General features: G+C 37.2%; 14 protein-coding genes. 8 read left to right on the top strand and 6 right to left on the bottom strand.

Going from position 1 to position 26,732, the window contains the following annotated elements; translation table 11 throughout:
• Positions 1–199: 199 nt before the first annotated feature.
• Positions 200–2,869: a DUF7133 domain-containing protein gene (locus ACSLUO_RS17130; protein WP_448250416.1), complete on the bottom strand. Its 2,670-nt coding sequence runs from the start codon at positions 2,867–2,869 to the stop codon at positions 200–202.
• Between the two features lie 373 nt (positions 2,870–3,242).
• Between ACSLUO_RS17130 and ACSLUO_RS17125 the strand changes: the two genes are divergently transcribed.
• The gene (locus ACSLUO_RS17125; RefSeq protein WP_448250414.1) at positions 3,243–3,365 is read left to right on the top strand and encodes a hypothetical protein; all 123 of its coding nucleotides are present in this window, start codon (positions 3,243–3,245) and stop codon (positions 3,363–3,365) included.
• A 100-nt stretch (positions 3,366–3,465) separates the two neighbouring features.
• On the opposite strand, the gene ACSLUO_RS17120 is transcribed toward ACSLUO_RS17125, so the two are convergent.
• Positions 3,466–4,404: a family 16 glycosylhydrolase gene (locus tag ACSLUO_RS17120; protein ID WP_448250412.1), complete on the bottom strand. Its 939-nt coding sequence runs from the start codon at positions 4,402–4,404 to the stop codon at positions 3,466–3,468.
• Positions 4,405–4,921: 517 nt separating this feature from the next.
• On the opposite strand from ACSLUO_RS17120, the gene ACSLUO_RS17115 reads away from it, so the two are divergent.
• The 3 genes from ACSLUO_RS17115 (at position 4,922) to ACSLUO_RS17105 (ending at position 12,935) form a co-directional block, all read left to right on the top strand.
• Complete coding sequence (locus ACSLUO_RS17115; RefSeq protein ID WP_448250411.1) at positions 4,922–6,379, top strand: tryptophan halogenase family protein; 1,458 nt, start codon at positions 4,922–4,924, stop codon at positions 6,377–6,379.
• A gap of 473 nt (positions 6,380–6,852) precedes the next feature.
• On the top strand, positions 6,853–10,590 hold the full coding sequence (locus tag ACSLUO_RS17110) for a TonB-dependent receptor (RefSeq protein WP_448250409.1): 3,738 nt from the start codon (positions 6,853–6,855) through the stop codon (positions 10,588–10,590).
• Positions 10,591–10,607: 17 nt separating this feature from the next.
• Positions 10,608–12,935, top strand: a complete 2,328-nt coding sequence (locus ACSLUO_RS17105) for a hypothetical protein (RefSeq protein WP_448250407.1) — start codon at positions 10,608–10,610, stop codon at positions 12,933–12,935.
• An 885-nt stretch (positions 12,936–13,820) separates the two neighbouring features.
• On the opposite strand, the gene ACSLUO_RS17100 is transcribed toward ACSLUO_RS17105, so the two are convergent.
• On the bottom strand, positions 13,821–16,190 hold the full coding sequence (locus tag ACSLUO_RS17100) for an agarase (protein WP_448250405.1): 2,370 nt from the start codon (positions 16,188–16,190) through the stop codon (positions 13,821–13,823).
• Positions 16,191–16,573: 383 nt separating this feature from the next.
• Between ACSLUO_RS17100 and ACSLUO_RS17095 the strand changes: the two genes are divergently transcribed.
• The 3 genes from ACSLUO_RS17095 (at position 16,574) to ACSLUO_RS17085 (ending at position 21,710) form a co-directional block, all read left to right on the top strand.
• Positions 16,574–18,961 carry an agarase gene (locus tag ACSLUO_RS17095; protein WP_448250404.1) on the top strand — a complete coding sequence of 796 codons (2,388 nt, stop codon included), beginning with the start codon at positions 16,574–16,576 and terminating at the stop codon, positions 18,959–18,961.
• Positions 18,962–19,062: 101 nt separating this feature from the next.
• Positions 19,063–20,028, top strand: a complete 966-nt coding sequence (locus tag ACSLUO_RS17090) for a Gfo/Idh/MocA family protein (protein ID WP_448250402.1) — start codon at positions 19,063–19,065, stop codon at positions 20,026–20,028.
• 26 nt (positions 20,029–20,054) lie between these two features.
• Positions 20,055–21,710, top strand: coding sequence for a carbohydrate-binding protein (locus ACSLUO_RS17085; protein WP_448250400.1), 1,656 nt, complete (start codon positions 20,055–20,057; stop codon positions 21,708–21,710).
• 255 nt (positions 21,711–21,965) lie between these two features.
• Here the strand turns inward: ACSLUO_RS17085 and ACSLUO_RS17080 are convergent, their stop codons facing one another.
• From ACSLUO_RS17080 to ACSLUO_RS17070, 3 genes are all read right to left on the bottom strand, one after another.
• On the bottom strand, positions 21,966–22,391 hold the full coding sequence (locus ACSLUO_RS17080) for a GlcG/HbpS family heme-binding protein (RefSeq protein ID WP_448250399.1): 426 nt from the start codon (positions 22,389–22,391) through the stop codon (positions 21,966–21,968).
• A 92-nt stretch (positions 22,392–22,483) separates the two neighbouring features.
• Positions 22,484–23,515 (bottom strand): LacI family DNA-binding transcriptional regulator, encoded by a 1,032-nt coding sequence (locus ACSLUO_RS17075; protein ID WP_448250397.1) that lies wholly within the window; start codon positions 23,513–23,515, stop codon positions 22,484–22,486.
• A 120-nt stretch (positions 23,516–23,635) separates the two neighbouring features.
• Positions 23,636–24,154 (bottom strand): VOC family protein, encoded by a 519-nt coding sequence (locus ACSLUO_RS17070; RefSeq protein WP_448250395.1) that lies wholly within the window; start codon positions 24,152–24,154, stop codon positions 23,636–23,638.
• Between the two features lie 297 nt (positions 24,155–24,451).
• Here ACSLUO_RS17070 and ACSLUO_RS17065 point away from each other — a divergent pair, with 297 nt between their 5' ends.
• Positions 24,452–26,566: a beta-galactosidase gene (locus ACSLUO_RS17065; protein WP_448250393.1), complete on the top strand. Its 2,115-nt coding sequence runs from the start codon at positions 24,452–24,454 to the stop codon at positions 26,564–26,566.
• Positions 26,567–26,732: the final 166 nt, after the last annotated feature.

Below are 26,732 nucleotides of genomic sequence, written 5' to 3'. Positions count from 1 at the left end.
TGCTGTTTCTAATCTAAATTCTGGACTGAAATTGGGTTTTCTTGGTTTAGTCATTGTGTCACCTAACGTTTACTGAGGTGCATGATAACACCTCTAAGTAGGTGGCCAAATTAACTATGCCACTTCAGTAATATGTTTATCTACAGTAGTTGTTGAAGATTTTGACGTCCTGTCCTTAAATACGTTTACATATATAAAGTTACTCTATTGGACTACCAAATATATTCAATTCAGTGACTGCCCAAGCCACTTTAGAACTACCATTTTTAAGAGTGAATTTAATAAACTTAGCTTGTTGACCTAGCGTTTCACTTACTCGAGTTGCGCTTTTTTCAATATTTGAGTCAACGGTTGTCCAATTTTTACCGTCGATAGAAAATGTTAAATCGAAAGCGTTAGCACAGTGATTTTTCCACTTGTTACATTCCATCACAACTTGTGAAATTTGATAAACATCGGGCAACTCCACCTGCAACCACATACCTATTTCTTGTAAACTTTCGCTTCCCCATTTAGCCCAATCTGCTTTGCCATCGATCAAAGCGTCGAAATTTTTAGGATTATGGCTAGCGCTAAATTTCCATTGAGTTTTATTGGTTAATTCATTCCCGTAGGTTTGGTTTAATTCACTTATTGTCCATGGAGTATTTCTTTTGTTTAAGGCTTTAAGTGTTTTAATGTGATTTGCGGTAACCATGGAAGCTTTGTTATTAAAATTATTTCTAATATAGGTTAATACATCAGCTATCCATTGGTCGTCATTTGATGCGATTGAAGCCATTATGCCACCAACATAATTTTTTTCTTCAATAGGCCCCGTTAAGCCATGTATAACAATACTGCCAAGACTGGCTAAATTACCATTAACACGATCATTATTATGAAATGATGGTGCAATTAACTGTTCACCTGCAGGTGTGCCTTTTCCGTCTTTGCCATGACAACTTGCACATAATGAATTGTAGTTTTGCGCGCCACGCTTTAATGATATTGCTAATTCTTTGTTGCCTTTAGCTAAAGCGATGGATTTTTCTTTTTCCTTTATTTGATATGAAATCGCCTGATTAATCGCTGCTATGCTTTTATGCTCAGGATATTTAGCCAAAATTTGTTTACGGATTTTGCTTTGCTGTGTAGTTGGCGTATCAACATAGAAGGTAGATAAGAAGATTTGCTGTGCTAGTTCAATATCAGCTGTTGAGATCAGTGATTGCCAAACATCAATGATACTCTTATCTGACTTACTGACTAACTGCTCAGATATTCTTAAGGCTGCGGTACGGACATTACTATCAGTGTCAGAAAAAGCTGATACTAATAAGTCTCTATCGATTATCTCTAGTCCTTCTAATGTCCAAAGCGCATGTAAACGTGCATGGCTATTTTTATGGTTTTTAACTATATTTTTAAGTTCTGGTACTACTGATTTGTCTTGTGAAAGCACAATGAATTTTTGCGCATTAATACGCCACCAATGATTTGCATGTGATAAGTGTTTGGTTAATTCAATGGGGGTTTCGGCGTACATATTAGGCTTTGCGCCTAATTTGATTTCTGGCTTAGTTATGCGGTAAATTCGACCACCTCCAATGATATCAGCTAAGCCAAATTTATCGATTACCTTTCTTAGAAATGAACCTTTTTTAGTCCAGTTTCCTTCTTGAATAATCCCACGATACATATCAACAATATAAAGTGTGCCGTCTGGGCCTGTTTCACTCCAAACTGGGCGAAATGCTGTGTCAGTTGATGCAATAAATTCTTTACGTTCTGCCTGGTAAGGATGGCTAATCGTGGTATAACCATCTTTACGTACTACTTCAGCGCGGCGAATTAAGTTGCCTACAGGTTCAGGTGCAATATAGTTTCCATATAACTCTGGGAGTTTATCGCCTAAGTAAATATTTTGACCGGCAATACCCGTAATGTGATTTAAGGTTTTATCTTCTCTTAAGCGTTTGGGACCACCTTGTACATCAGGCGTTGTTTCAATCGGAAATACTTCGTTAAAACCTTCAGTTGTTTCACCATTAATAGGAATTATCCCGTAAACACTCGGAAACTGAAAGCCGAATACAGGGTTTTCTCCACCAGCGGAAGAATAATAAAAACGTCCAGTTTCATCTTGCCCAAGACCCCATTGTCCTCCGCCGAAGAGTATTTCTTGACGTGTTATTTTGCCATTTTTTATTCGGAAGCGGTGATTGCTATAAGTAACATATAACCAGTTATCAATTCCCCAAATTAAACCGCTTGGCTGGTGTTCTAAATTACCGCCGCGAGGGCCACCTTCAAAAATGGTGGTGCGTTTATCTGATATACCATCACCATCTAGATCTTCAATTAATAATAAATCAAAGGTGTTGGTTTCTCGGGCTAATATTTTTCCATCTTCAAGTGGCAAAATCATGCGAGGTAAAAGTAAGTTTTCAGCAAATACCGTATAACTATCAACTACACCATCGTTATTAGTATCTTCAAGTCGCTTAATACGACTTACAGGGGTCATTTGCCCTGTACCGTCTGCATCTTGCATATAAGTCAGCATTTCAGCGACATACATTCGGCCTTTACCATCAAAGGTCATTAATACGGGTTCTTCAATTGTTGGTTCATGAGCTACAAGCTCTGTTATAAAACCATCTTGAACTACTATTTTTTCATGAGATGCTTGTGGCGAAAGACCAACAATTTTATCTAGATTTTTTTTGTATCCGTCGCCATGTTTATGACCTTTTGAATTGTCAGTTTTACTTGGTTTTTCTGATGAATTAGCTGAATGTACATCTTCACTGTCAGTCGGAGAATTACAGCCTAGCTGTAAACAAAGGGTTATATATAGTAAAGGTCTACTGATTATTCTTATCATGGTTTAGCTCATTTGAATGGTTCATAAAATTGTGAACAATATTTTTATAATCTAGCGTTAGCTATACGATGAAAAATATCACATTTATTAGCAAAACGCTTTAATTTATTAGTGAATTATTGTTTTTGTTAGTAATTTACGGGGTGAGCAAAATAGATATTAGCATTAATACGGATTTTAAGATTATATATAGGTGTGAAAATCTTGAAATGATAAGAAGATATATCAAAAATGGTTTGTCTAATGAAGAGCATGAGAAAAAACAGCAGCTGCTCCCAGTCTAATTACTAGAATTAGCATATTCTCCGTAGCCCGATATCTAGTGACAATTGTAGAGCAAGTATTAATTATTCATACTTAAGGTATTTAATCCATGAAGTTAACTTCATTTATCGTGGCTAGCTTAGCTCTATTATCGTCATTAGCACAAGCCAGATCGTCAGGTTGGAATTTGCAAAACAATCGTATTGCTAAAGGGGTCAAGGAAAACAGATGAAATTATTAACGTTATTTACATGACAAGTTGTTGGAACAGGATGCCGTCTCATTATTTTTTGAAACAGGCATCGTTCATTGTGTGTTTTTAGCTTTATATATTATTTAGCTGGCTTGTAAGTTCTTATCCAATCAACATACATACGGTTTTTACTCTTATCGTTTAGTTCCGCAGTGTTAGGAGTAATTCCTTTTCTAGCACGCCAAACGTGATCTTCCATATCAAAAATTATGCGCATAGCCCGATCCATAAATTTACCTTCCGGATCGTTTAAATCATCGTCCGTTGATAATGTTCTGACTAATTTGCCATCTAAATAAAACTCCATATAAGTTGGGCTTTGCCAATAAAAGCCAAAACGATGAAAGTTTTGATAAAATACTGCTTTATCAGGTGTTTCATGAAAGCCTTGTTTATGGCCATAATCACCTAGCATGTCATTGGTTTTTGGATCACGTTTGAATATGTGATAGTTAGAAGACATATGTGAGGCGGACTTAACTGTATTACCATATGTTTCGGTAACATCAATTTCATTACGGTCATCGTCACTTAACATCCAAAAATTGTTTGCCAATGCTAACTGAGAAATTTTTAAACTAGCTTCAACATATACCGGGTATTCAATGTTTTCTTTTGCGGTAACAAAACCGGCATAAATCGTTTTTTTAGATTTAAAATTTCCGTAATCGATTGTTTTTCCTTGTTTGTGGGTGGGGACAGGGCTTGCACTTAATACTAATAAGCCGTTTTTAACATCGCTATGTTCAGCGCTGAAATATGTGGCGCCAGGCCCTAACCAACCTCTTATATGGTTGTCGTGCCATTTTTGATAAAACGCTTCGCTTTTACCAACATAATTAAAGTTATCACTATTATTTTGTTTAAGTTGCCATTGCCCCTTTGCTTGGATATTGGCAGGCAGTGGAATAGCCGACCAATCATCATTTTCTGCTGAATATTGCTGAGTTATTGTACAACCAGATAATAAACTTGCGGCTAATATGATAGGTGTTAAAGGTAGTTTAGGTATTCTCATTTTATTTGTTTACCTATAAATTATAATAATTAAATTTAAATATTAGTTAACAATATACAGTAAACTAAAAAGGAGTGAAACAATTGCAATTAAATTTTTAACAACAAATAGTGTATTGCCAAATAAGACTGTTAACTTGATTCATGTTTAGTATTTCGGAAAAACTGTAAGCTATGTGTTTCTAATGAATTACCCAGCATGTTTTTCCTTATCAACGATTTTTTATGTGACTATTTTTGCTAGCTATATGCGTAAATTAGCAGGAATAGTTTCTATTAAAATTTACACTTTAAGATATGAAAGAAGTTTAATATATCTATTATTTAGTTAAGGATAAAAGTGAAAATACAATGGAATAATATGGAGAAGGTCAAAAAAAGATAGGTATTACATTACAAGTTCATAATGGCAAGTGAACTTTAGAAAAATAAATTTTACATTGAACTAAATTCCACAATGAGATATTCATAATAGATAGACTCTATTAGATTAATTAGCCAAAAATATGTTTAAGACCATGAAAATCGTGATCGTAGGTGGAGGAACTGCCGGTTGGATGGCCGCCAATTTATTTGCAACCAAGTGGCGAAATAAAGCCAATATTACGTTGATCGAATCGCCAAGCATTGCAACTATAGGAGTTGGAGAAGGTTCAACACCATATTTAAAACGATTCTTTAAACAATTAGGTATTGATGAAAATGAGTGGATGCCTAAGTGTAATGCAACGTATAAAAATGGGATATTATTTAGTCATTGGTCAACAGTGCCAGGCTATCAACAATACTTTCATCCATTTCATTCTGACTTTGATAAAGAAAACCTTACGGCTTTTGAGCACAGTACTATATTACGCAGGAATGGTTACAATATTCATGCACATCCAGATAATTTCTTTGTTGTCACTGAGCTGACTAAACAATTTAAAATTTCAAAGCTACAAAAACAATCAACAGCTACAAATTTATACGGATATCATTTTGACTCAAGTTTACTTGCTCAAATGCTTAAAAAGAATGCTCAAAGCTTTGGTGTTAGGCACATTTCAAGTCATGTGCAAAAAGTAAAAACGGATCTTGCCGGTGATATCGAAAAGTTAGACTTAGATGATCAACAAACAATTGAAGGTGATATTTTTATTGATTGCACTGGTTTTAAATCCTTATTAATAAATAAAACTCTTGGAGTGCCTTTTCATAGTTATTCTAAAGAACTACTCAATGATTCTGCAATCGCTTTACCTTCAAAAAGGAACAGTAAAGAAATGTCTCAAACGGTATCGACAGCGTTCAGTAACGGCTGGGCCTGGCGCATACCATTACGTAATAGAATTGGAAATGGTTATGTTTATAGTTCATCGCATCAGTCTGCTGAATCAGCAGAGCAGGAACTAAGAGCTAAATTAGCTGGTAAAGTGCATGATGTTGAAGCTAAACATTTAAAAATGCGAATTGGTCGTCTAACTCAGCATTGGTATAAAAACTGTTTGGCTGTAGGTTTATCTCAAGGCTTTGTCGAACCGTTAGAAGCAACAGGTCTTCACCTTATACAAAATACTATAGAACAATTTATCCATTATTTTGAGAAAGGAAATTTCACAAATCAATATCAAAGTTTTTATAATGAACAAACTAATTTCGGTTTTGATCGAATTAAAGATTATGTATTACTACATTATCTATCAAACTCTCGCCATGACTCTCAGTATTGGAAAGATGCTAGAAATATCCAAAATATATCTGAATCATTGCAACGTATCATGCACACTTGGATATCAGGCGAAGATTTGCGAGCAGAATTAGAAAATCAAAGCATCACAAATTATTATAGCTCTATGTCTTGGCACGCTATGTTGGCAGGCGTAGGTGTTTATGCGAATAAATTAGACAAACAAGTTTCAGCTAAGTTAAATTCAGAAATCACCCAAATAAATAAAATAAATAAACAATATTGTCATTTATTTCAAAATATCTAAAGAATACATCTCGGATTATATTTTAAAATTAACAATTTAACATCGATAATATACGGTGCTAGATTGTTAATTCGTTCTCTAATCACAACGCAAAAAGTTCCAAAAGTCATTCACCATTTTCCTTCATTAAGTTTCTCCTGATACTCGGATTAAATAATAATTATGATATCGATATCAAGATTTAGGGGAAGTGTTATCGATATCATAATTATTTTTTTGTGGTATTTGTGTTTGTTTTTATTGTTTTTTGATTTATGTAAGATGCTGATTTTATTTATTTATTATTTTATTTTGTGTGGGTAGTTATTTTTTCGTAAATAATAGGTTGAAAATTAAGCGATGATAAAGGTGTTTACTTGTATCATTTTTGTTAATAGAATGAATTTGCCTTGTAATTTTTGTTAACATTTTACTATTGTCATTTTGTTGCAAGGAGAAACTATTTTAAGAACATCCTTTATGGGGGGTATGGCATGAAAACAAGACGAGATCGCTTTAAGCTAAATGCACTGTCATTAGCAATTATTTCAAGTTGCTGTATGCAAACTTTTGCAGCTGAAAATAAAAAGCCTGAACAAGAAGAAAAAGATCCAGTCGAAACAATTGAAACTATTGAAATAACTGGATATCGAGGCAGTGTATTAAAATCGATGAATAATAAACGTTATTCATCAAACGTTACTGATTCAATATTCGCTGAAGATATCGGAAAATCAACAGACCAAAACATTGCGGATGCACTTTCACGTGTTACAGGTGTATCTGTTCAAACTGAAAATGGAGAAGGAACAAAGATTTCCGTACGCGGTGCAAACCCGGATCAAAATATTATCACCCTAAATGGGGTACAGCTTACGAGTAATGATACGAGTCAGTCGGTTGATTTATCAAGCTATTCTGCTGATATTTTATCTAAAATTGAGGTTGTAAAAACTCCAAGTGCAGACCATGACGAAGGGGCACTAGGTGCAACTATTAACTTGTCAACACTTAAACCATTAGAACAATCTGAAAACATCCGTACCTTTACTTCTCAAGCAAGGTACAACGATTATTCAGAAGAAGGTGACTACAAAATATCAGGCACTTTAACTGAAACATTTTTAGATGATACATTAGGTTTAGCAGTAACTGCGTTTAAAGAAACGCAAAAAACGCGTCGTGATTCATTTTTTATTGGACCAGGCCAAATTCAAGCAATTGATGTAGCAAGAGCGAAAGATTTGGATGGTAACCTTTTAACTAACACCCGTGCTATTTCATATAGTAATTTACAGTACGACTTAAATTTAGATGAAAGAAATCGTCATGGTGGAAGTGTAGTTTTACAATTCCGACCAACAGATTCTACTGACATTTCGTTTGATGCAAACTACAGTAAACAAGAGCGCGTTAACGTGTCGCACGGGGTATTTATTCGCCCACGTTCAGATCAACCTAATTTTCAAGAAGGTATCGAACACCATGTATCTCCTACCTACGGTAAGTGGGTTCCGCCTTTTTCAGATCCACAAGAAGATTGGTGGGTAGTAGACAATAACCACACATTGGTAAAACAGCTGGGGCGTTTTGGTGATGGTGGTTACAACTCAAATTTCGGTGGAAGCGATGTTGAAAATTCCACATTACAACTTAGCCTGAGTCAATATATCACTGACTCTATTAAAGTTGATGTTGGTATAAATACCGCTAAAACAACAGAAGTTTCAGTTCCGTCAACTTTTATCAATATGGCTACATGGAATTCAATTCCAGCTTCAGCTTTATCTAAGGCGGGCGCTTATGGTACGCCTGTTACAGGTATCCAACCTGTAGGTTACGACTGCCTTGGTGGTAAGTGTGAATTCCAATACGGTGATAGCATAGCATATGAAGGTAATGTAGCTGATGATGGTGATAATTTTGCAGCAACTGGCTTTAACCCAAGGGACCGAGCAACTACACATATTGGCTATTTAGGGCGTAACGTTACAGACATAAAAGATGAACAAAAAACTGGCTTTATTGATGTTGACTGGGAACTTGATTTAGGGCCAATAACAAAAATTGAATTTGGGGCAAAATATTCGGAGCGCGACAAGGACATAAGTATCGTATCTAAACGCTTTGAATCAGTGCTTCAAGGTACAAGTATTACTATTTTTGACAATGATGGTGTCGCAATTGGTACTCGTACTTTACGACCAAATGGTGCAATCAATGACATACGCGGCTCTGAGGTAGCATCATCTGAGCCTTTCCCAGTAGATAATTTTTTAGCCAATATTGGCTATGGTAACAACCCTAACTCAGACTCAATCACTAGTGGCTGGCCTTTAGTTGATCCTGTTCTTGCTTTAGAGCAAGCCTTAGGCTCAGTAAATGCTGAACAATTAGTTGATAACTCTGGGACACGTGGTGTTTCACTTAAAAATTCGGCAGCCTACTTAAAATTTAAGTTTGAACTAGCCGATAATTTAACGGGCGATATAGGCGTACGTTATGTAAAAACGGATGTAGACTCTTACGGTTATTCAAGTGCTGAGTTTATGACTGACCCTTTAAATTCACACCGAATATTTGATCCTTTTTACATGTTACAAGTGAGAAATAACAAAAATCCATTATGTGGTGGGGGTATAGAACCTGTTGCGTTAGAAGGACCATACACTGACATTAATGGAAATACGTACACATTACCGGAAAACCCTGCTCCTGAAGCATATATCTATCATAGATTCGATGGTTATGGCTGGAATCTAAATGGTACATCAAAGCATTTAGACGGAACAGACGTATACACAGATGACGTACCATTACCAGCAAGTATGCAACCAGGTGATGTATGTTACGACCCGTACACAGATACCTACAATGGAGATCCTTCAGCTAGTTCCTCTTGGGTTAATTTGGCGCGTCATGCTGATATTAGTACATCTAAAAACTTTCACTTTTTTGATGGTGTTCGTTCAACACTGACAGACGATAACATTGCGTCTTCATCTGATAACAGATCTAAGCCTTCATTTGCAACCACAGGTGATAATACCTATGACATGTATTTACCTAGTTTAAATGTAAATTGGGCAATATCTGACGAAATGATCGCACGTTTTTCGGCTTCTAAAACCATGTCACGTCCAAGAATTGATTCATTGAACCCTGGTTTTAAAATGTTTGAAGATGCTTGGGGAAGTCCTAGAAATCATAATGTATCGTTATCTAACCCTAAACTAATGCCACAAGAATCTAATAACTTAGATTTTTCATTTGAGTGGTATTTCAACCAAACTAGTATGGTTAGCATGGCTTTGTTTCACAAAAAAATGTCAAACTTTGAAGAACAAGAAGACTTTAGAAGTTATATCGATGATTTACGTTTAATCGATTTTAGTCAAGGTTATGATTCAACTAGCTTACTACGTTCGGAAGGACAACTGGTTGAGGCATTTAATGCAGACAGAAGCACTGATGGTAGCTTTATGGGGCATTGTATGCCAAATCGAGCACAAGCTCCGCATACACAAGAAGGTTGGTTCCAGTCAGGTGATATAGACACTGTTGGTGTTACCAATGAAGAGTTGCTTGAAAAATGTGCTTCATTTGTCGTAAATCGACTACGCAATGGTAAAGGTGCGACCATCAAAGGTATAGAGCTAGGCTACACCCAAACCTATGACTTTTTACCTGGAATTTGGGGCGGTTTAGGGTTACAGGCAAACTATACCTATCAGGAATCTGAAACCGACACTGAATATAACGAAATTACCGGTGATTTATTACCTGTATTCCCTCGTGAATGGACCCCAAAACATAGCTATAACACCACCGTATTTTGGGAGCAAGATGGACATCAGCTGCGTTTATCTTACCGCGGTAAGTCAGATGAGTTAATCCAACGTTCTTGGGGGGCTGGAGCATTATGGCGAGAAGGCAATGGCACATTTGATTTCTCTGCCAGTTATAAAGTCAGTGACGCTATTCAAGTTTCATTACACGCGCTTAACTTAACAGACACCCTAACCCGCAACTACTTTACAAGTAGGCTATTACATTTAGGGGATTATGAGCTTGATGCTAATGGTGAACAAGTACTCAATGATAATGGTGAGCCTACCAAGATTTATTTTGATGAAGGTAATGCCCTTGACGGTGACGCTTACACAGGCCGAACACAATCTGAGTATAAAACCGGACGCATTTATCGTTTAGATCTACGAGTAAGCTTCTAATTGTGAGGATTAAATCAATGAAAATATATAATAAAACAATTTTGGCTGCAACTGTTACGCTCGCACTATCCGCTTGTGGTGGTAGCAGCTCAGAAGATAATAATGCCAAACAGTCAGGTACAGGTGTAGCGCCTGTTGTATCCGGTGATATAGCTGAAACATTTTCAGAGAACGACATAGAGTTTGCTAGTACCCATTCGCTAGCCACGTCGTTAAACTATACCTACATCGATCTAATGGAAGGTGTTTACGATCCGGACACATATGACAGAGTTCGTATTAAAAACATCACGCCAATTTTTTCTGGTCCTGATTGTTTAAAAGATGTAATAGCTTTGGCCTATCCTGATGAGTGTGGCGTAATCGATGAAAACACCACACCAGCAGAAGCTGAGGAAATTCGCCAACAACGTGAAGCATTTGTCGCTGGTTTACCTATGTATAGCGACGAAACTTACGGTTTTCAATTGCAAGGAAACAGAATAAAAGTAACTCCAAGTGAATTTAGACCTCTGTTAAATAAAGGCGAATATGCTGAAATATCTTACATGGTGACTTATACCGATGGTACTAATGATGTAGATCGTAAAGTAACAGTAAGAGTTGACGGTGATGGCTCAGCGCCTGTTGCTGGTAACACAATAGTTGCTTTCCCAACAGAAAGAACGCCAACTGTTGTATACAACTTGTTAAAAGGTGCAACAGATGCTGATAATACGCAGTTGGATGATATTAAAGAGCACTTAGGTGTAGTCGGATTTGAAGAGCTCTATGCTGGTAATGCAAGATCACAAACACTTATCATTGAAGATTTTACTGCAGAAGATAGTTATCTATCGGGTGCATATAGCTTTGATAGTGAAAAAGGTTTATTAACTGTTAATCCGATTGTTTATCAAGACGTGCTAGAAGGGCAAACCGAGCAAGTTTTGAAATTTAATTATAACTTGTCTGACGGTAAAAACTTAGTTCCACTAACGGCTGAAATTCGTATTCAAGGTTTATACGAGCAAAATCCGCCAGCTGCAACAGGCGGCATTTATTTTGGTGCCATGTCTGAGATTGATGATTTTACTCAATTCGATTTAAGCGAAGGGGTAGAAGATCCGGAAAATGATTCATTCAGCATCAATGAAGTAGTTGCCGGTAGTGATGTGCCTGCATATGCTTGGTCTATTGACGGAAGTAACTTAGTGTTAGATCCACATGCATTTGCTAGTCACGTAAATGTTAATGAAGAAAAAGTGTTTACCTTTATGGTTGACTATATAGACTCGACTTCTTTGGTTAGCTATGAAAAACGTAAAGTTGAAATAACCGTAAAAGGCGAAGAAACCAACTTAATAGCAGCAGCTGGCGTAAACTGGGATTTTGAAGACCCAGAAAAAGTTGGTGCTTTACCTGTCGATGGCTCTGATTGGATTCAATCAAATGGATGGATTGGCGCATTTGCACCAGCAATAGACACCGCTGGTGCTTATGAAGGTAGCTATGGTCTTTCCATGGTTGGTGATGGTTCTGTTACCATTCCAAATGCTTGGTTCCCTGATCTTGAAGAAGATAAAATCTATTTCTTAAACATGATGTACAAAAACTTTGAACCAGCTGGTGCGTTTTTCACTATTCATGGTGGAGGTTATGATGGTACTGCTTTTTGGAGTGGAATACGTCCTGACTCTCAAGTAGTTGTTGATCAATGGGTTGAATTGCAAATACCTTTTTCAACACGAGCGGGTGGAAATCATGCTGCATTAGTGGGGGAAAATTCTGCACTTACCATATTAGAAGCTTGGCATAGTATTCCAAACGGGGATCCTATGATAGATAACGTGCAATTGTACACACATACTGCGAATAACAACCGCGACATAGTTGCTAATGAAGCTGGCTTGTTTGAAGATGATATTGCGGTGGTTCAATCAACAGGGGGCGGTACAGTCTCTATTGATGCTGCCGCGGCTCTTGATGGTTCAAATTTTGGCTTGATGGTAGATACAACAGGTAAAACAGCGGATGACGTTGTTGTTAAATTACCAATGAAACCAGGTGCTATTCAAGTAAATGGTCGCTATGTTGTAGAGCTAGATATACAACATGTAAACGGTGTAGATGGTACGAACACCAGCTATCACGTTGAGTTTCAATCGACAGGTGGAAAAATCACCCGATCAGCATCAAGCATTTCTGGTGCAAATGAAACCCACGGTATTGATTTCTTAAATGAAGCGACAGGTGCCAATGCAGACGTTGATTGGCAAAATTCAGAAACAACATTGAATATAGTGTTAAGTGGTACAAACGCTCAGTACTATATTGATAACGTGAGAGTTTATGCCGCGCCATAATGAACCCTCCCAATGAATTAAAGATGTCTAAATAAAGAACATTTGAAACAAAGCCTATCAAGTAATCCTTGATAGGCTTTTTTATTAGAGGCTGTTGAGCTTTGGTATATAAATTTGGTTAAAATTAATCGCTTTATAATTGAGGCGCTAGTTTACTGCAAGCATTCATCCTACCTTACGCTAATGCCTGCGAAGCTGTTAAATACATTCCCGATATTTTTTGTGTAGGACCTCTATGCTAAAAGAATTGAGGGCTAATTTAAAAATCAGCAGCAAAGAGTAAAAAGCGTTTAGGCGGAACCCTTCGGCAGCGTTTGTGTGGCATCTCCACGGCTCATCACTTATTAAGGTAGAACAACTACCTTACATTCGTGCTTAATTAATTGTATTAATACCGCACAATTGGCAGCAAACCATTCATCAAAGCTCAACAGTACCTAGCTAATACAAATAACTTATCTAGACTTTTTTCTCTCAATAATCATATGAATGACAATACAATTTTTTCATTTTGAATTTTTGTAAGCAGGGCTTTTGTAGCTAAACCACTAATTTTAATAAATTACATTCGACAAAAATACCAGATAGCCTTGGTGTTTTTAAATAAAGTGTAATGATGGGCTCGTCAGGTTTGTAGTAGTAAAGTCTGAATACGTTGTTGGATACTGGGGTGTTTTGAGCTTTCAGGTGTTATTTCTATTTTGGCTTGAATTGGATTTAAATCCACATCTGTCATATAAAAAATGGTTGGTTCATCTAGCTGGGTCTGGGATTTGGGTCGTCTTTCCCACTCACGTATTAAGAATAAAATAAATGAGTAGAAGCGAAATTGCTCCTTGTACAAACTTTGTACAAGGAGCAAAATCAAACGGTTAAAAGCTATTATTATTTTTTGCTTTTGAGGTAACCATATCTACGTTCATATAGATCGCTATTTACCTGTTTAACAGCTCTGACCATTGGTTCGTAAGGTACGTCGGTAATACTTACCATACCTGCATTATAATTTTCACCATCGTAGGCACGTCCTGCTATTGGGCCGTCCATATATTGGAAATAATGCGCCCCTACAAAGTATGGGTTATCAATAATGGACTCAAAATAACGCTTAACTTTATGTCCACGATCTTCTTGGTCAGCGGCGATTTTAAAAGTCGGATGGACATGGCCGGCATCATCTGCGCCATAGCTAAACTCACCTACTAATGCAGGCTTGTCTACTTCTTTTAAAAAGTCCCATTCACTCGCAGCTAAACCTTCTTGATATATGTTGTAAGTAATAATGTCGCTGTTTTCTGCGGCCGCTTTAACAATCTCAATAGGTTTGCCCCACTCAGGTAAACGCGAGCCAAGGTATAAATGGTTTGGTAATTCAGATTTAAGCGCTTTATTTACCGTACCAAAATATTGTACACCGTATTCATATAACAATTGAGAGTAGTCTTTTCTCTGTTGCTCGGTTTTAAAGCTTGAATCTATACCTGCTGCAAATGCATCCCATGACGCTATGTTTTTATCCCAAGCTTTGTTTAACGCATCAATGGTTTGGTATTTCTTCTTCATTGACTGTGTAAAGGCAGCTTTTGCATGAACGTCTTTAGCATCACGTTGTAATGTGTTGTATACAATACCAAAGTAACCTTCATCAGATGGACCTCTGCCAAAGCTTTGTTCGTTATCCATAAAGATACCCATACACCAAGGAGAAGCGTTAATTTGGCTAGCTACATGTTTTGCAGCTGCAACTGCTCGTTCATAAAACCTTGGATCGTATGCATCGGGCACACCATGCCAAAAATCAAAACCGCTACTAACTGTACCAAATTCACCAATTATGTCAGCAAATGCGACAAAAGGAATTTTGTTGTTGCCGTAATAGCCTTGTTCAGACCAATTGCCTAGCGAGGTATAGCCCCAATCCAACATCCTACGCACAGTTACACTGCGCCAAGTATCCATGTAGGATTCAGGATAGGTTTCTCCATAGCGTCGTTCTAGGTTAGCGCTATAAAAACTATAGGTTTCACCACGTTTTAATGGGCCACTTTGAGCATCACGTCGATAACCAAAATGATTACCTAATTCGTCATCATAGCTTGGTAACCATTCAAAAATATCAGCGCGAAGTTTGCTAGATACATAACGGCTTGGCAATGCTTCTTTAGGTGCAGGGTTTAATGGTTGATCATCTTCCGCAACGGTCATATCGGCAGTACGTTTTGGAATATATTTTTGATCAAAATCATAACCTGTCATGGTTGATGAGTTGGATAAACGAATAATTGACGTGCCTGTAGAAAAATATAAATAACCTTTAGGATCAATTAAAGCCCATTTTCCATTAATTTTTTCTGTTCTGAAATAACCTGTTGCTTCAAATCTAGGTCCATTTTTCCAACCTTGGAATTTAGACCGATCTGACATAGGCTCGCCATTTAAATCTTGCAATTCCTTTAGCGCGACTTGGCGTAAATGTTCATCTGATTTAATTTTAGATGGGTATTCAGCTCGTGCATTTTGACCAAACTTATCAATGAATCCTGTTAAAAAATTTTTATTCATTTTTGGATTTGGGCGCAAACGAATATTGTCAATTATGAATTCTCTATCGCTTAATAAACCTGATGTTTGCAAGGTGATATAGGTAATTCCTTTAGTATTTAAATCAATTTTTCCCCAAAAGTTATACACCTGTTTGTCATCTGACTCCCAAGTAACTGGGTTAGAGCGAAAACCTGATTCAAAATTGAATTCTGTTGGCGTTGCCCAGGCGGGGCGATATTGATCATGGCCATCCATTTTTGCGTAAACTGTGATCTTTTCATCAACCGGGGCGACAAAACCTCGCTCGTAAAATCCACCGTCGATATCCCCCATTATTAAGCTAATGGCGACAGATTCTGTACCAGTATTTTTAACATCAAATGCAATATGAAAGTCTTTATAGTCCCCCCAATTAAAGGCAGATTCAGGCGATATTGTAAAAAAAGCGGTATTATTTTCTTTAGTATTATAACCAACTTTTAAAGCGTGTTGGCCTTCTAATGCGTTTTCACCTTGGACAATTTGCAAAGATGAATTTTCGGCAGAAAACGTATTTGGCACCTTACCATCTTCAAAAGTAAACAGAGGAACTTCTGTTTTTAACTTATTAAGGCTATCTTCGTTTGACTTAAATCCTGAGCAACTTGCTATCAAGCATATAGCTGTAGCAGCAATTAAAGGTTTTGAGCCTGTAGGCTTATAGATAATCATAACTATTGATTTTCCTTAGTTTTTAACTTTAATGAAAATATCATGAAATGCTTGTTAATCTAGACGAAATTTAAGTTATCAGTCATTCGTTATACATTAATAAAGACTTGAACTTAAAAAGCGAAACTCAAACAAAAACAAACAAGATATTGTTTTTTATATATTTAATAAGATCAGGCGTATTCGGAACTTGCTAAGTTCACCTGTTACAATTCAACTCAAAAATATCGTTGATCTTTTGTTAACATCTATTGTATTCTTGTGATATCGATATCACAAAGAATGTATTTATAACAACTAGCAGTTATTGGTGTCAAATAATATTGTTAACAGTTTACAGTTTGGTTGTTAGTTGAATTTCTATAAAAGATTGGAGTTAAGGTGTGAAGTTAAAAACGATTAATTTGAATAAGTTGGCATCCATATGCTTATTGACTGTGTTATTTGGTTGCGATCAACCTCAGTCAATTGAACGAAATATTGCGAGCCAAGGAGGAAGTACCTCTACTACAAGTAGTCAATTTGAAACACTTAAAATGCTGGCAGATTTTGACGAGGTTAAACTAAAACTTACAGGAGAAAATGCAAACTTTCAGACGGTATCAGCAAAAAATGGTAAGGCTTTGTCAATTGAGTTTTTAGATTCCGCCCGGTATAGCGGTGTACATATGGATTTTGATACACCACAAGATTGGAGTATTTATAACGAATATCATATTGCTTTAGATGTTGAAAATACAGGTGATGAAAGTGTTCAGTTATTTTTGTCTATTAACTCTGCAGGCTCCGAATTGCATAGACATGTAGTTATTCCTAAAGGTGAAAAACATACTTTATTTGCACCGGTAGATGGCATTTTTTGGAATATAGGCACAGGGATGCGTGAAAACCCCAAACCTTGGGCGACTGATGATCTTATGTTTATTTTAATTTACGGTAATTATTATATGCCGAATGACAGTGTAACCCGTATTAGCTTAAATACCCGCACTAATATGGCAAATAAACATTTGTTAGTTGATAATATTCGGTTGCGTAAAAACTTACCTTACGATGAGAGCTTTGTTGAAAACATTGTTGATGAATTTGGCCAAAATGCGATACGAGACTTCCCAATAAAAGTTCATTCTTTAGAAGAATTTACCGAGGTTTCTAATAAAGAAATTAATGATTTAGCCAGCAGCCAACCTTTTGCTGATAGATCTCGCTTTGGTGGTTGGAAAAATGGCCCTAAATTAGCCGCAACAGGGTTCTTTAGAACAGAAAAAGTAGAGGGAAAATGGTGGATGGTCGATCCTGACGGCTACCTGTTTTTTTCCAACGGTTTAGCCAACGTGCGTATGGCAAACATGTTTACAACAACAGGTATGGACTTTAAAGATGATGCTATTCGCTATCGAGATCCTGAAGAGTTAACACCAGAAGATTCTATTGGTAAAGTAGATATTCCAAAAAAAGTGCAAGCTACTCGCTATCTTGCCAATGAAACTCGCCGTAATCTGTTTGAATGGTTACCAAGCCATGAGGAACCTTTAGGAAAACATTATAGCTATCGACGTTCGTTTCATGGTGGTCCTTTACCTCATGGTGAAACCTTTAGTTTTTATCGAGCAAACTTGGAGCGTAAATACGGACCTGAAAACTTTATTGAAAAGTGGCAACAAAATACACTAACACGCATGCTTGATTGGGGAATGACCTCGATGGGGAACTGGGTTGACCCAGCATTTTATCCAAATCAACAGGTACCTTACTTTGCAAATGGTTGGATTATTGGCGACTTTAAAGAAATAAAAACAGGAAAAGAAATTTGGCATGCCATGCCTGATGTGTTTGATCCAGAATTTGAACGTAGAGCTAACTTGACCATAGATCAAATCGCTAAAGAGATTAAAGCGTCACCTTGGTGTGTAGGTGTTTTTGTTGATAACGAAAAAACTTGGGGGTATAGAACAGGTTCGGTAGAGCATAGATACTTTATTCCTGTCGCAGCTATGGCAATGGATGCTAAAAACAGCCCTGCAAAAAACGCTTTTAGTGAATACGTTGTCAAAAAATATAAAACCATAGGGGCATTAAATGCTGCTTGGAACACGAATATTGCTGATTTTTCTGCGCTTAAAAAAGGGGTGAAATTTTCCTCTTATAATGAAGCCTTGGAAGCTGATTTGTCGCATATGCTGTTAATGTTATCGAATCGCTATTTTAGCGTTGTACATAATGCTATTGAGCGTGTATTACCTAATCATTTGTACATGGGAGTTCGTATGGCGACATGGGGTATGCCAGACGAAACTATCAAAGCTGCAACAACTTACACTGATGTATTAAGTTTTAATGTTTACGATGAAGGTTTGCAACCTTTTGAATGGGAGTTTTTACGTAAGGTAGACTTGCCTGCCATTATCGGTGAATACCATTTTGGCGCGACTAGCGATTCTGGTTTATTGCACCCTGGATTATTGTATGCAGCTGATCAGAAAGACCGTGCCAGAAAATATCGAGTATATATGGACAGTGTATCTGGCCATGACAACTTTGTAGGTGCGCACTGGTTTCAATATCTAGACTCGCCAATTTCTGGCCGAGCATTCGACGGTGAGTCCTACAATGTTGGTTTTGTCAATGTTGCAGATATACCTTACCCAGAAATGGTCGAAATGGCCAAAGATTTTAATCAGTCTTTATACCCACACAGATTTAACCGGCCACTAACCAAACCCGTAAAATACAAAAAAAGCCAAAGCACCACTGAAGCTTTACCGCAATAAATCTAATTAACACTCACATTGCTACAGCGTATTGCTTAGCTAAATAGACCAAAAGGACTTGGTCATATTTTTAATTATGGATCTATATAAAAGGAGAAAAAATGAAAAAATTAAAATGGGGTATAGTCAGTTCAGGGAGAATTTCTCATAAGTTTTGTAGTGATTTAATACAATTTCCTGATGCTGAAATACAGGCGGTGGCCGCAAGAAATTTAGATAGAGCACAAACATTCGCTGAGCAGTTTTCAATCAAAAAAGCTTACCAAGGCTACCAAGCGCTTTTTGCAGATCCTGAAGTAGATATTGTGTATATAGGAACACCTCATACCTGTCATTACACTAATGCACGAGATGCCATTTTGGCAGGTAAACATGTACTGTGCGAAAAACCTCTTGTGACAGCCCCTGAACAGTGCCAAGAGTTAATATTACTCGCCAAAAAGCATAATGTATTTTTAATGGAAGCAATGTGGACATATTTTTTACCTGCGATAACAACAGCCAAAGAATGGATTGTTAGCGGACGTTTAGGCGAAATTAAACACATAAAAATAGATTTTGGTTATCAAATGCCGTATTCACCAGACTGCCGTGAATACAATGCAGAGCTTGCAGGTGGCAGTCTGTTTGATGTTGGCATATATCCACTTGCGCTAGCGTGGTATTTTTTAGAGAAAGACATTAGCAATCTACATGTTTTTAACACTAACGCGCCAAATGGGGTAGATGAAGATGTCATCATCATTGCCGATTATGGCGATGTTAAAGCGACTCTAGCATCATCATTTCAATGTTGGTTAGCTAATTCTGCTTATATTGTGGGTGATAAGGGCTATATTCGTATTCCAAATGCGTTTAGAGCAACCCGCTGTGAGTTTTATCAAAACGAAGTCTGTGTCGATACATTCAACGATGACAGAACCACTCAAGGCTATATTTATGAAGTTATGGAAGCTCATAACCAAATAAACGCAGGAAAAATTGAGTCTCCAACGATTTCACACAGCACCAGCTTAAAATTCCAGATTCAAATGGCAAAAATAAAATCTATGTTTGCTAATAGCTAACTACCACTAATCCAGAGAACCCCATTATGAAAGACATTAAATACGCCATGTTACTCGCATGTTCAATAAATTTGCTTGCGGCATGCGGTGGTGGTAGTGCTGAAACACCGACGCCAACCCCGACGCCAACGCCAACCCCGACGCCAACGCCAACCCCGACGCCGACGCCAACCCCGACGCCGACACCAACTCCAACACCATCAAATGCGGTTGCAGTTAGTGGTGATTTTACACTTGAAGCTGAAACTTTTAGCAATAGTGGCGGAGATGGAGATATTCAAACAGGTACTGGCGATATTGTTAACTGGTTTAATTCAGGGGATTTTATTGAGTTCGTTATAGATATAGACCAACCTGGCGAATACCAAATTACCTACAGAGCCTCCTCACCGGAAAATAACGCCGCCGCAGAACTGTTAGTGACAAATGCGAAAAAAACAGGCTTGTCATCCGTTGGGGTTACTAATATATATACAGGGGATTGGGAATTATACGAAAAATTTACCAGTACTAACACATTTAATATATGGCACAAAGGGCTTAACACCATACGTATGATAGGTGTAGGAGAGTCTAGTTTTCAATTCAATACTGATTATCTTACTTTTATTCGAGTGGCTGAGGTAAACACTAATTACGATAGTGATAATGACGGTATTGCTGACCTTGTTGATAATTGTAGTAACACAGCAGCCAATACAACAGTAGACTCACAAGGGTGTGCTCTAGCACAAAAAGATTCGGATTCTGATGGTATAACTGACGACTTAGATCAATGTAATAATACGGCAATAAATGATATTGCCGATGCTACCGGTTGTGTTTACGCGGGGAATACAATTAATGTAAATATCGCAAATCCTAGTTTGCCTAGCTTTATCACTTTTTCAAACACAACGCCCATGGGTAAAAAATGGCAAAAGTTAGAAAACTTTTCAGATGAATTTAACAATGGGTTTGATACGACAAAATGGATGAAATCATTTTGGAATTATGGAGTACCAAATAGCAATCAAGCTGATAATTCTGGGGTATCAAATGGTAATTTGTGGCTACAAGCAACTTTAGCTCCCGATCATGAAACAAATGAACGCTGGTTTGAAACCGCAAGAATTATGTCTATTGGCCGAGTAAAATTTCCACTTTATACAGAAAGCCGAATTAAAGCGGCATATATTTCGGCATACAATACTTTTTGGCTTAACAATGGCGATGCTGACAATAGAGATGAAATTGACATTATAGAAAACAATGCAAGACCCACATACACAGGAGTAAGTGACAATGGCCAATTCACCTATGCGGATTACCCATGGCACATGGCTTCGCAGTATTTCATAGTAAAAAATAAAATAACCGAACGCCGCTCTGGTGATTCGGACAATAGAAAAGATTTATCTAGCAATAACTCACTTAAAAACATTGCTTGGAATGAAGACTACCATGTATTTGGCGCATGGTGGAAAGACAAAAATAACGTACAGTTTTATTTAAATGGTGAACCCGTTGGCCGCATCAATACCACTCAAGATTTTACGTTAGAACAGCATATTATATGGGATCTATGGACAGAAAACTCTCCTTGGGTCGGTGGTGTACCAGATAAAGCGCACCTATCAAATAATGATATAAATACAATGTATGTTGATTGGGTAAGAACGTGGCAGCTTGTTGACGAATAATTATTAGTTACGAACTAAGAAGCCAATAACATGTTGGCTTCTTAGTAATTTATAGTTAACTACATAAATTAGGTTAATTTTAACTTTAGATAAAGGAGTTGTTTAAATTAAATTTTAATATGAAATTTAACCACCTAAAAAAGAATTAACAATATTCTTTTTAGGTGGAAACTAACTTTGAGGTGAATGTTTTGTGTTTAGTTAGGAAGAATAAATAAAGCGTCATCAAGGAACTGAAATTATTCCTAGTTTAGGTTAGTTTAGTTGAGCTTCTATTGCGCACAAACCGATTTGTGCCAGTTCCATATCAATCGCTTCGGGTAAGCCACTTACTGCTACAGCACCAACAACTTGATTGTCGTTAAAAACAGGTAAGCCACCTCCCCAGCCAACAAAACGTTGATCACCATAATAAGCAATATCAAAACTATTTTGTTTATCTTTTACTTCGTTGCCAATTTCTTTTGTGGGCTTTTTATCTCTGGCGGCACTCCATGCTTTATTCATTACAATATTGATGGTGGGTAATGCAGCATTTCCAACTCGAAGCAGTGCAAGGGGTTCACCACTTGAGTCAGCTACAGCGATAGCTGCATCTAATTTTCTTTTTATTAATTCTGCTTCAATTGCTGTTATTGCAACTTTGGCATCTAAGTGGTCTAACGTTTTGGTTATTTTCATAAATTACTACACTTGTTTATCATGTTAAGGTATTAAACATAAAAACCGAAAAAGCATTACACGTAGCAATTTCTGCTAATTAACTTCTACGGTTATTCTGTAAAAGCAGCTACAGATTGACGTTCAATAAGTTTGAATGGCAGTATATTTCTATACTTACTTTCGCTTATTTTACCTTTTTCTTCGGCAATCAATAGTTGCACGGCTAAGTTAGCCATTTCAGTTATCGGCTGTTTAATTGTGGTTAAGTTTGGTGACAATGTGACTGCCAACTGAGTATCGTCAATCCCTGCGACAGAGAGTTCTTGTGGTACTTTTATGCCTAGGTTATTTGCGACAAGAATAACAGCTGCCGCCATTTCATCATTTGACGCAAAAATTGCACTCGGTCTATTTGCTAAACTTAATAATTTTCGAGCAGCACTCAACCCTGAATCAAAGGTGAACAATCCTGGTTCAACATATTCTGATGGCACACTTATATTATGTTTAGTTAATGCATCCATGTATCCTTGACAGCGCAGGTGGCTAGAGCCTTGCTTGCTATGCCCCATAATATGAGCGATTTTTTTATGACCTTGAGAAATTAAGTGCTCAGTCATGGTAAAACCAACTAAATAATCATCAATACTAATGTAGGGGGATAAATCGAAATGACCATCAGGTGTTATACGAATAAAAGGTATTTTATGATGTTGAAGTAAGTCTATTATTTGTACATTGTCACTTGTTGGCGGTAATAGAATCACCCCATCAATTTGTGAACCTTCAATTAAATTAACTACTGATTTGAGTGAACGATTAGCATCATTATCAATTTCATTTGGGACTAAATGATAACTGTGTTCACGACAGCTCTTTAATGCATCCAATAAAAACTTACTGACGTAAGAACTGTCTTGATCTTGGTACAACAATCCAATCATGTAAGACTTATGTCCACCCAAACGGCGCGCCGCTGCATCTGGTTTGTAATCGAGCTTTTTTACCGCATCTAATACCGCTATTCTTTTATCTTCACTTACCTTAACCACTCCGTTCAAAACACGAGAAACAGTCATGTTTGACACGCCCGCGAGTTTAGCTACATCTTTTATTCGAGATTTTTTGTTGATTCGACCCATAATATTATTAAACTTCTATCTAACCTTAATAAAACCTACAAAGGCTAATGTATTTTGTATATTTTCTCAAGCTGTCGGACAGCCTCATTTGTCTTACTTTAAATAGTCAGAATGTTAAAATTAATCTTGCCAGGCTGATAGACCAATAATTTCTCCATTAGGGCCTTTAAAAAAAGTATAAAGATCTTGAGCGTAATTATCGTTTTCTAATTCATAGCCTTCAGCTTTAAGTTTATCGCCTATTGTGGCTATATCGTTAACTATCAACATAAAGTGATTATGGTTGGTGTTTCCAATAGGACCTAAAGTATGCATGTGTTGAGGTGGCGTAACAGTTAATGTCATGGTGTAGTCATTAGCTTTTATTTTTAGTACTAACATGCCAGAAAGAGCACCTTTTAATACTTCAGCTCCTATCAGCTCAAAGCCTAAAATCTCTCGGTATAACTTTAATGTTTTTTCTAATTGAAGCACATGTACATTGTTGTATCTCAATCCTGTCACTTTCGCTTCTTCTAAGGTGCTGATTTCAGCTTTATTTACTTCTGCAACTGCAGTCGAGCTACAAGCGCTAAGTAAAAAAGAAGCAGATACAAGCGTTAGCTTTAAAATGTAATTTAGTTTTTTATTTTTAATCATTTGGATTCCTATTATAAATCAAAATATTCATGATATCGTTATCAAAATAACATAGAAGTATTGCCGTAATCAATATGGAATACTAGAAAATTGTAAACTATTTACAATGATAGAGAGGGGGAAAATGTAGCTTAAATAAACTTAACGTTGGTCCTTATAACCATCATTAAATACTTGATCGAATAGTTTTGTTGATTTACTCTAGTTAAATTATGATAACGATATCAGGGGTTTGTAATGAAGGTTTTTACTATATACTGTTTGGGTATAATCAACTTGCTTGTGTCATGTTTTGTTATGTCTGAGCAGCTACTGGAACAAGAAGCAATTAACCAAGGAAACGTATCAGCTGCTTCGCAAAATTTAATTAAGCTAGAGCCTAGTTTTGCAAGTGCGATGCAAAGCATTAATGGTGCAAAAGTAAAGTTTGATACACAGGGTATAAAAGTTAACATTGGCGAAACTAGCGAGCACACGGGGGTTGCATTTTTATCCTCTAAAAAGGGATGGGATCTTACTAATTGGCGATCAATTCAAGTAGAAGTCACTAATACTAGCATGACAACACTTCATTTAGGTTTACGTGCAGATACACCAAGTTCAGCTGGTACCAACAAAAATTGGGCGCATAAACTCTATCAATTTGTTCAACCAGGGGAACGAAAATCGCTTTCTTTAGACCTGTACAATACAGAATGGATGATAGATCCCCCGATAAATGTGAGAGGATTACGTGAAAAACCTGGGCAAGCTTTATTTCCATTAAATGAGGTAAATAAGATTAGTGTCATAGCTGTTGCTCCCGATAAATCAGCCAGCTTTTCCGTCAACAGTATCCGTGTTGAAGGTGCTATGCAAAAAATGCCTGTTGAAGATTTTTTGCCTTTTATAGATAAGTATGGCCAATTTATTCACGCCACTTGGCCAAATAAGGTAAACACAGATCAGGATTTTGCTCAGCAAAAACAACAAGAAGAACGAGACCTTGCTCAATTTCCTGGTCCAAAAAGCTTTAATAAATACGGAGGATGGATTAATGGTCCTCAACTAGAGGCTACAGGTCATTTTAGAGTCACAAAATTAAATGAGAAATGGTGGCTAGTCGACCCTGAAGGTCGATTATTCTGGTCAGCAGGTCCTGATATTGTCGCCACCGATTTTACGGGGCACACCGGTGTTGATTACCGAGAAAACTATTTTGAATGGCTACCTGAACGAGAAGGTAATAAATTTTCTAAACATTATTTCTTGAACGAAGGCTGGGCTCCCCATGGTTTTTACAAAGATCACCTACCGTTTATGATGTTTGACTTTCACGATGCAAATTTACAGCGTAAATATGGTGACGATTGGCAAGAAAAGTTCGCAGAAATGGCACATAGGCGATTGCGTAGTTGGGGTATGAATACAATTGCAGCTTGGGGCGATCCTAGCATATATCGCCAACAAAAAACTGCTTACACCACTCACGTTTGGGTGCACGGAGCAAAACCAATTAAAGGTTCAGCAGGATATTGGGGACAATTTCCAGATGTGTTTGATCCAAACTGGCCTAAGCACATAAGTAAAGCGCTCGAAAAGTATCAACAAGAACAAACCGATCCTTGGAATATCGGATTCTATGTAGACAATGAGATGGGCTGGGGTGACACTACAGGGTTAGCCTTAGCAGTGTTAGCGAGTCCAGCGGATCAATCTGCCAAAAAAGAGTTTATTCATGATTTAAAAACTAATCACAGGAACATACAGGCATTAAATGCGGCTTGGGGAACAAAATATCAATCATGGGAAAACTTGCTAAATACCCAAGACGTGGCTGACTTAGATGTAAATAGAGCACGCCCTGATTTAGAACCTTTTTATCGAAGATTGTGTGAGCAATACTTTCGCACCATTAAACAAGCACTCAAAACAGTCGCACCTAATAAACTGTATTTAGGTGTTCGTTTTGCTTGGCGTAATGACATTGCTGTAGAAGCTTCTGCTCGTTACGTCGATGTCGTCAGCTACAATGCGTATCAAGGAACTGTAGAAAGCTTGCTATTACCCAATAATATTGATCGCCCCCTGATTATTGGCGAATTCAACTTTCAAGCCACTGACACAAGAGGATTCGGCGGGCAAATAGTTAGTGCTCGCGATCAAGCACATCGTGGTGAAAGATACATTGAATACATAAAAAGTGCGCTTGTAAACCCACAGATAGTAGGAGCGCATTGGTTTGAATATACTGACGAATCACCTGCCGGTAGACCAGATGGCGAAAACTGGAATAACGGAATTGTATCAGGTACTGACTTCCCTCATTACGGTTTAGTTAATGGGATCAGAGAAATTGGTTACGAGATGTATAATATAAGAGCTGGCTCCACAGATAAAATGACGTTAGAAGTTAGCTCAAACAATAATTAATGTTGGTAATTGTTAGAATATATATGTGTTTAAAGCCTTAGGACCCTGTAACAAAATCTGTGTAACTGCCTATCATTAATACCCATGTAGGGTTTAGGATAGGCAGACTATGAATAAGAAAGAACTTGAAGCGTTTGCGAAGCAAGCCGCTAAATCGATTAAAACC

This window comes from Thalassotalea agariperforans, from assembly GCF_053470345.1.
Note: the sequence above shows the minus strand (reverse complement) of the source record. Positions and strands in the feature narration are given on the sequence as shown.

What these genes read in the sequence shown, in the direction of transcription:
- ACSLUO_RS17130 (WP_448250416.1), bottom strand. Translation starts at nt 2,869, where the DNA reads ATGATAAGAATAATCAGTAGACCTTTACTATATATAACCCTTTGTTTA.
- ACSLUO_RS17125 (WP_448250414.1), top strand. Translation starts at nt 3,243, where the DNA reads ATGAAGTTAACTTCATTTATCGTGGCTAGCTTAGCTCTATTATCGTCA.
- ACSLUO_RS17120 (WP_448250412.1), bottom strand. Translation starts at nt 4,404, where the DNA reads ATGAGAATACCTAAACTACCTTTAACACCTATCATATTAGCCGCAAGT.
- ACSLUO_RS17115 (WP_448250411.1), top strand. Translation starts at nt 4,922, where the DNA reads ATGAAAATCGTGATCGTAGGTGGAGGAACTGCCGGTTGGATGGCCGCC.
- ACSLUO_RS17110 (WP_448250409.1), top strand. Translation starts at nt 6,853, where the DNA reads ATGAAAACAAGACGAGATCGCTTTAAGCTAAATGCACTGTCATTAGCA.
- ACSLUO_RS17105 (WP_448250407.1), top strand. Translation starts at nt 10,608, where the DNA reads ATGAAAATATATAATAAAACAATTTTGGCTGCAACTGTTACGCTCGCA.
- ACSLUO_RS17100 (WP_448250405.1), bottom strand. Translation starts at nt 16,190, where the DNA reads ATGATTATCTATAAGCCTACAGGCTCAAAACCTTTAATTGCTGCTACA.
- ACSLUO_RS17090 (WP_448250402.1), top strand. Translation starts at nt 19,063, where the DNA reads ATGAAAAAATTAAAATGGGGTATAGTCAGTTCAGGGAGAATTTCTCAT.
- ACSLUO_RS17085 (WP_448250400.1), top strand. Translation starts at nt 20,055, where the DNA reads ATGAAAGACATTAAATACGCCATGTTACTCGCATGTTCAATAAATTTG.
- ACSLUO_RS17080 (WP_448250399.1), bottom strand. Translation starts at nt 22,391, where the DNA reads ATGAAAATAACCAAAACGTTAGACCACTTAGATGCCAAAGTTGCAATA.
- ACSLUO_RS17075 (WP_448250397.1), bottom strand. Translation starts at nt 23,515, where the DNA reads ATGGGTCGAATCAACAAAAAATCTCGAATAAAAGATGTAGCTAAACTC.
- ACSLUO_RS17070 (WP_448250395.1), bottom strand. Translation starts at nt 24,154, where the DNA reads ATGATTAAAAATAAAAAACTAAATTACATTTTAAAGCTAACGCTTGTA.
- ACSLUO_RS17065 (WP_448250393.1), top strand. Translation starts at nt 24,452, where the DNA reads ATGTCTGAGCAGCTACTGGAACAAGAAGCAATTAACCAAGGAAACGTA.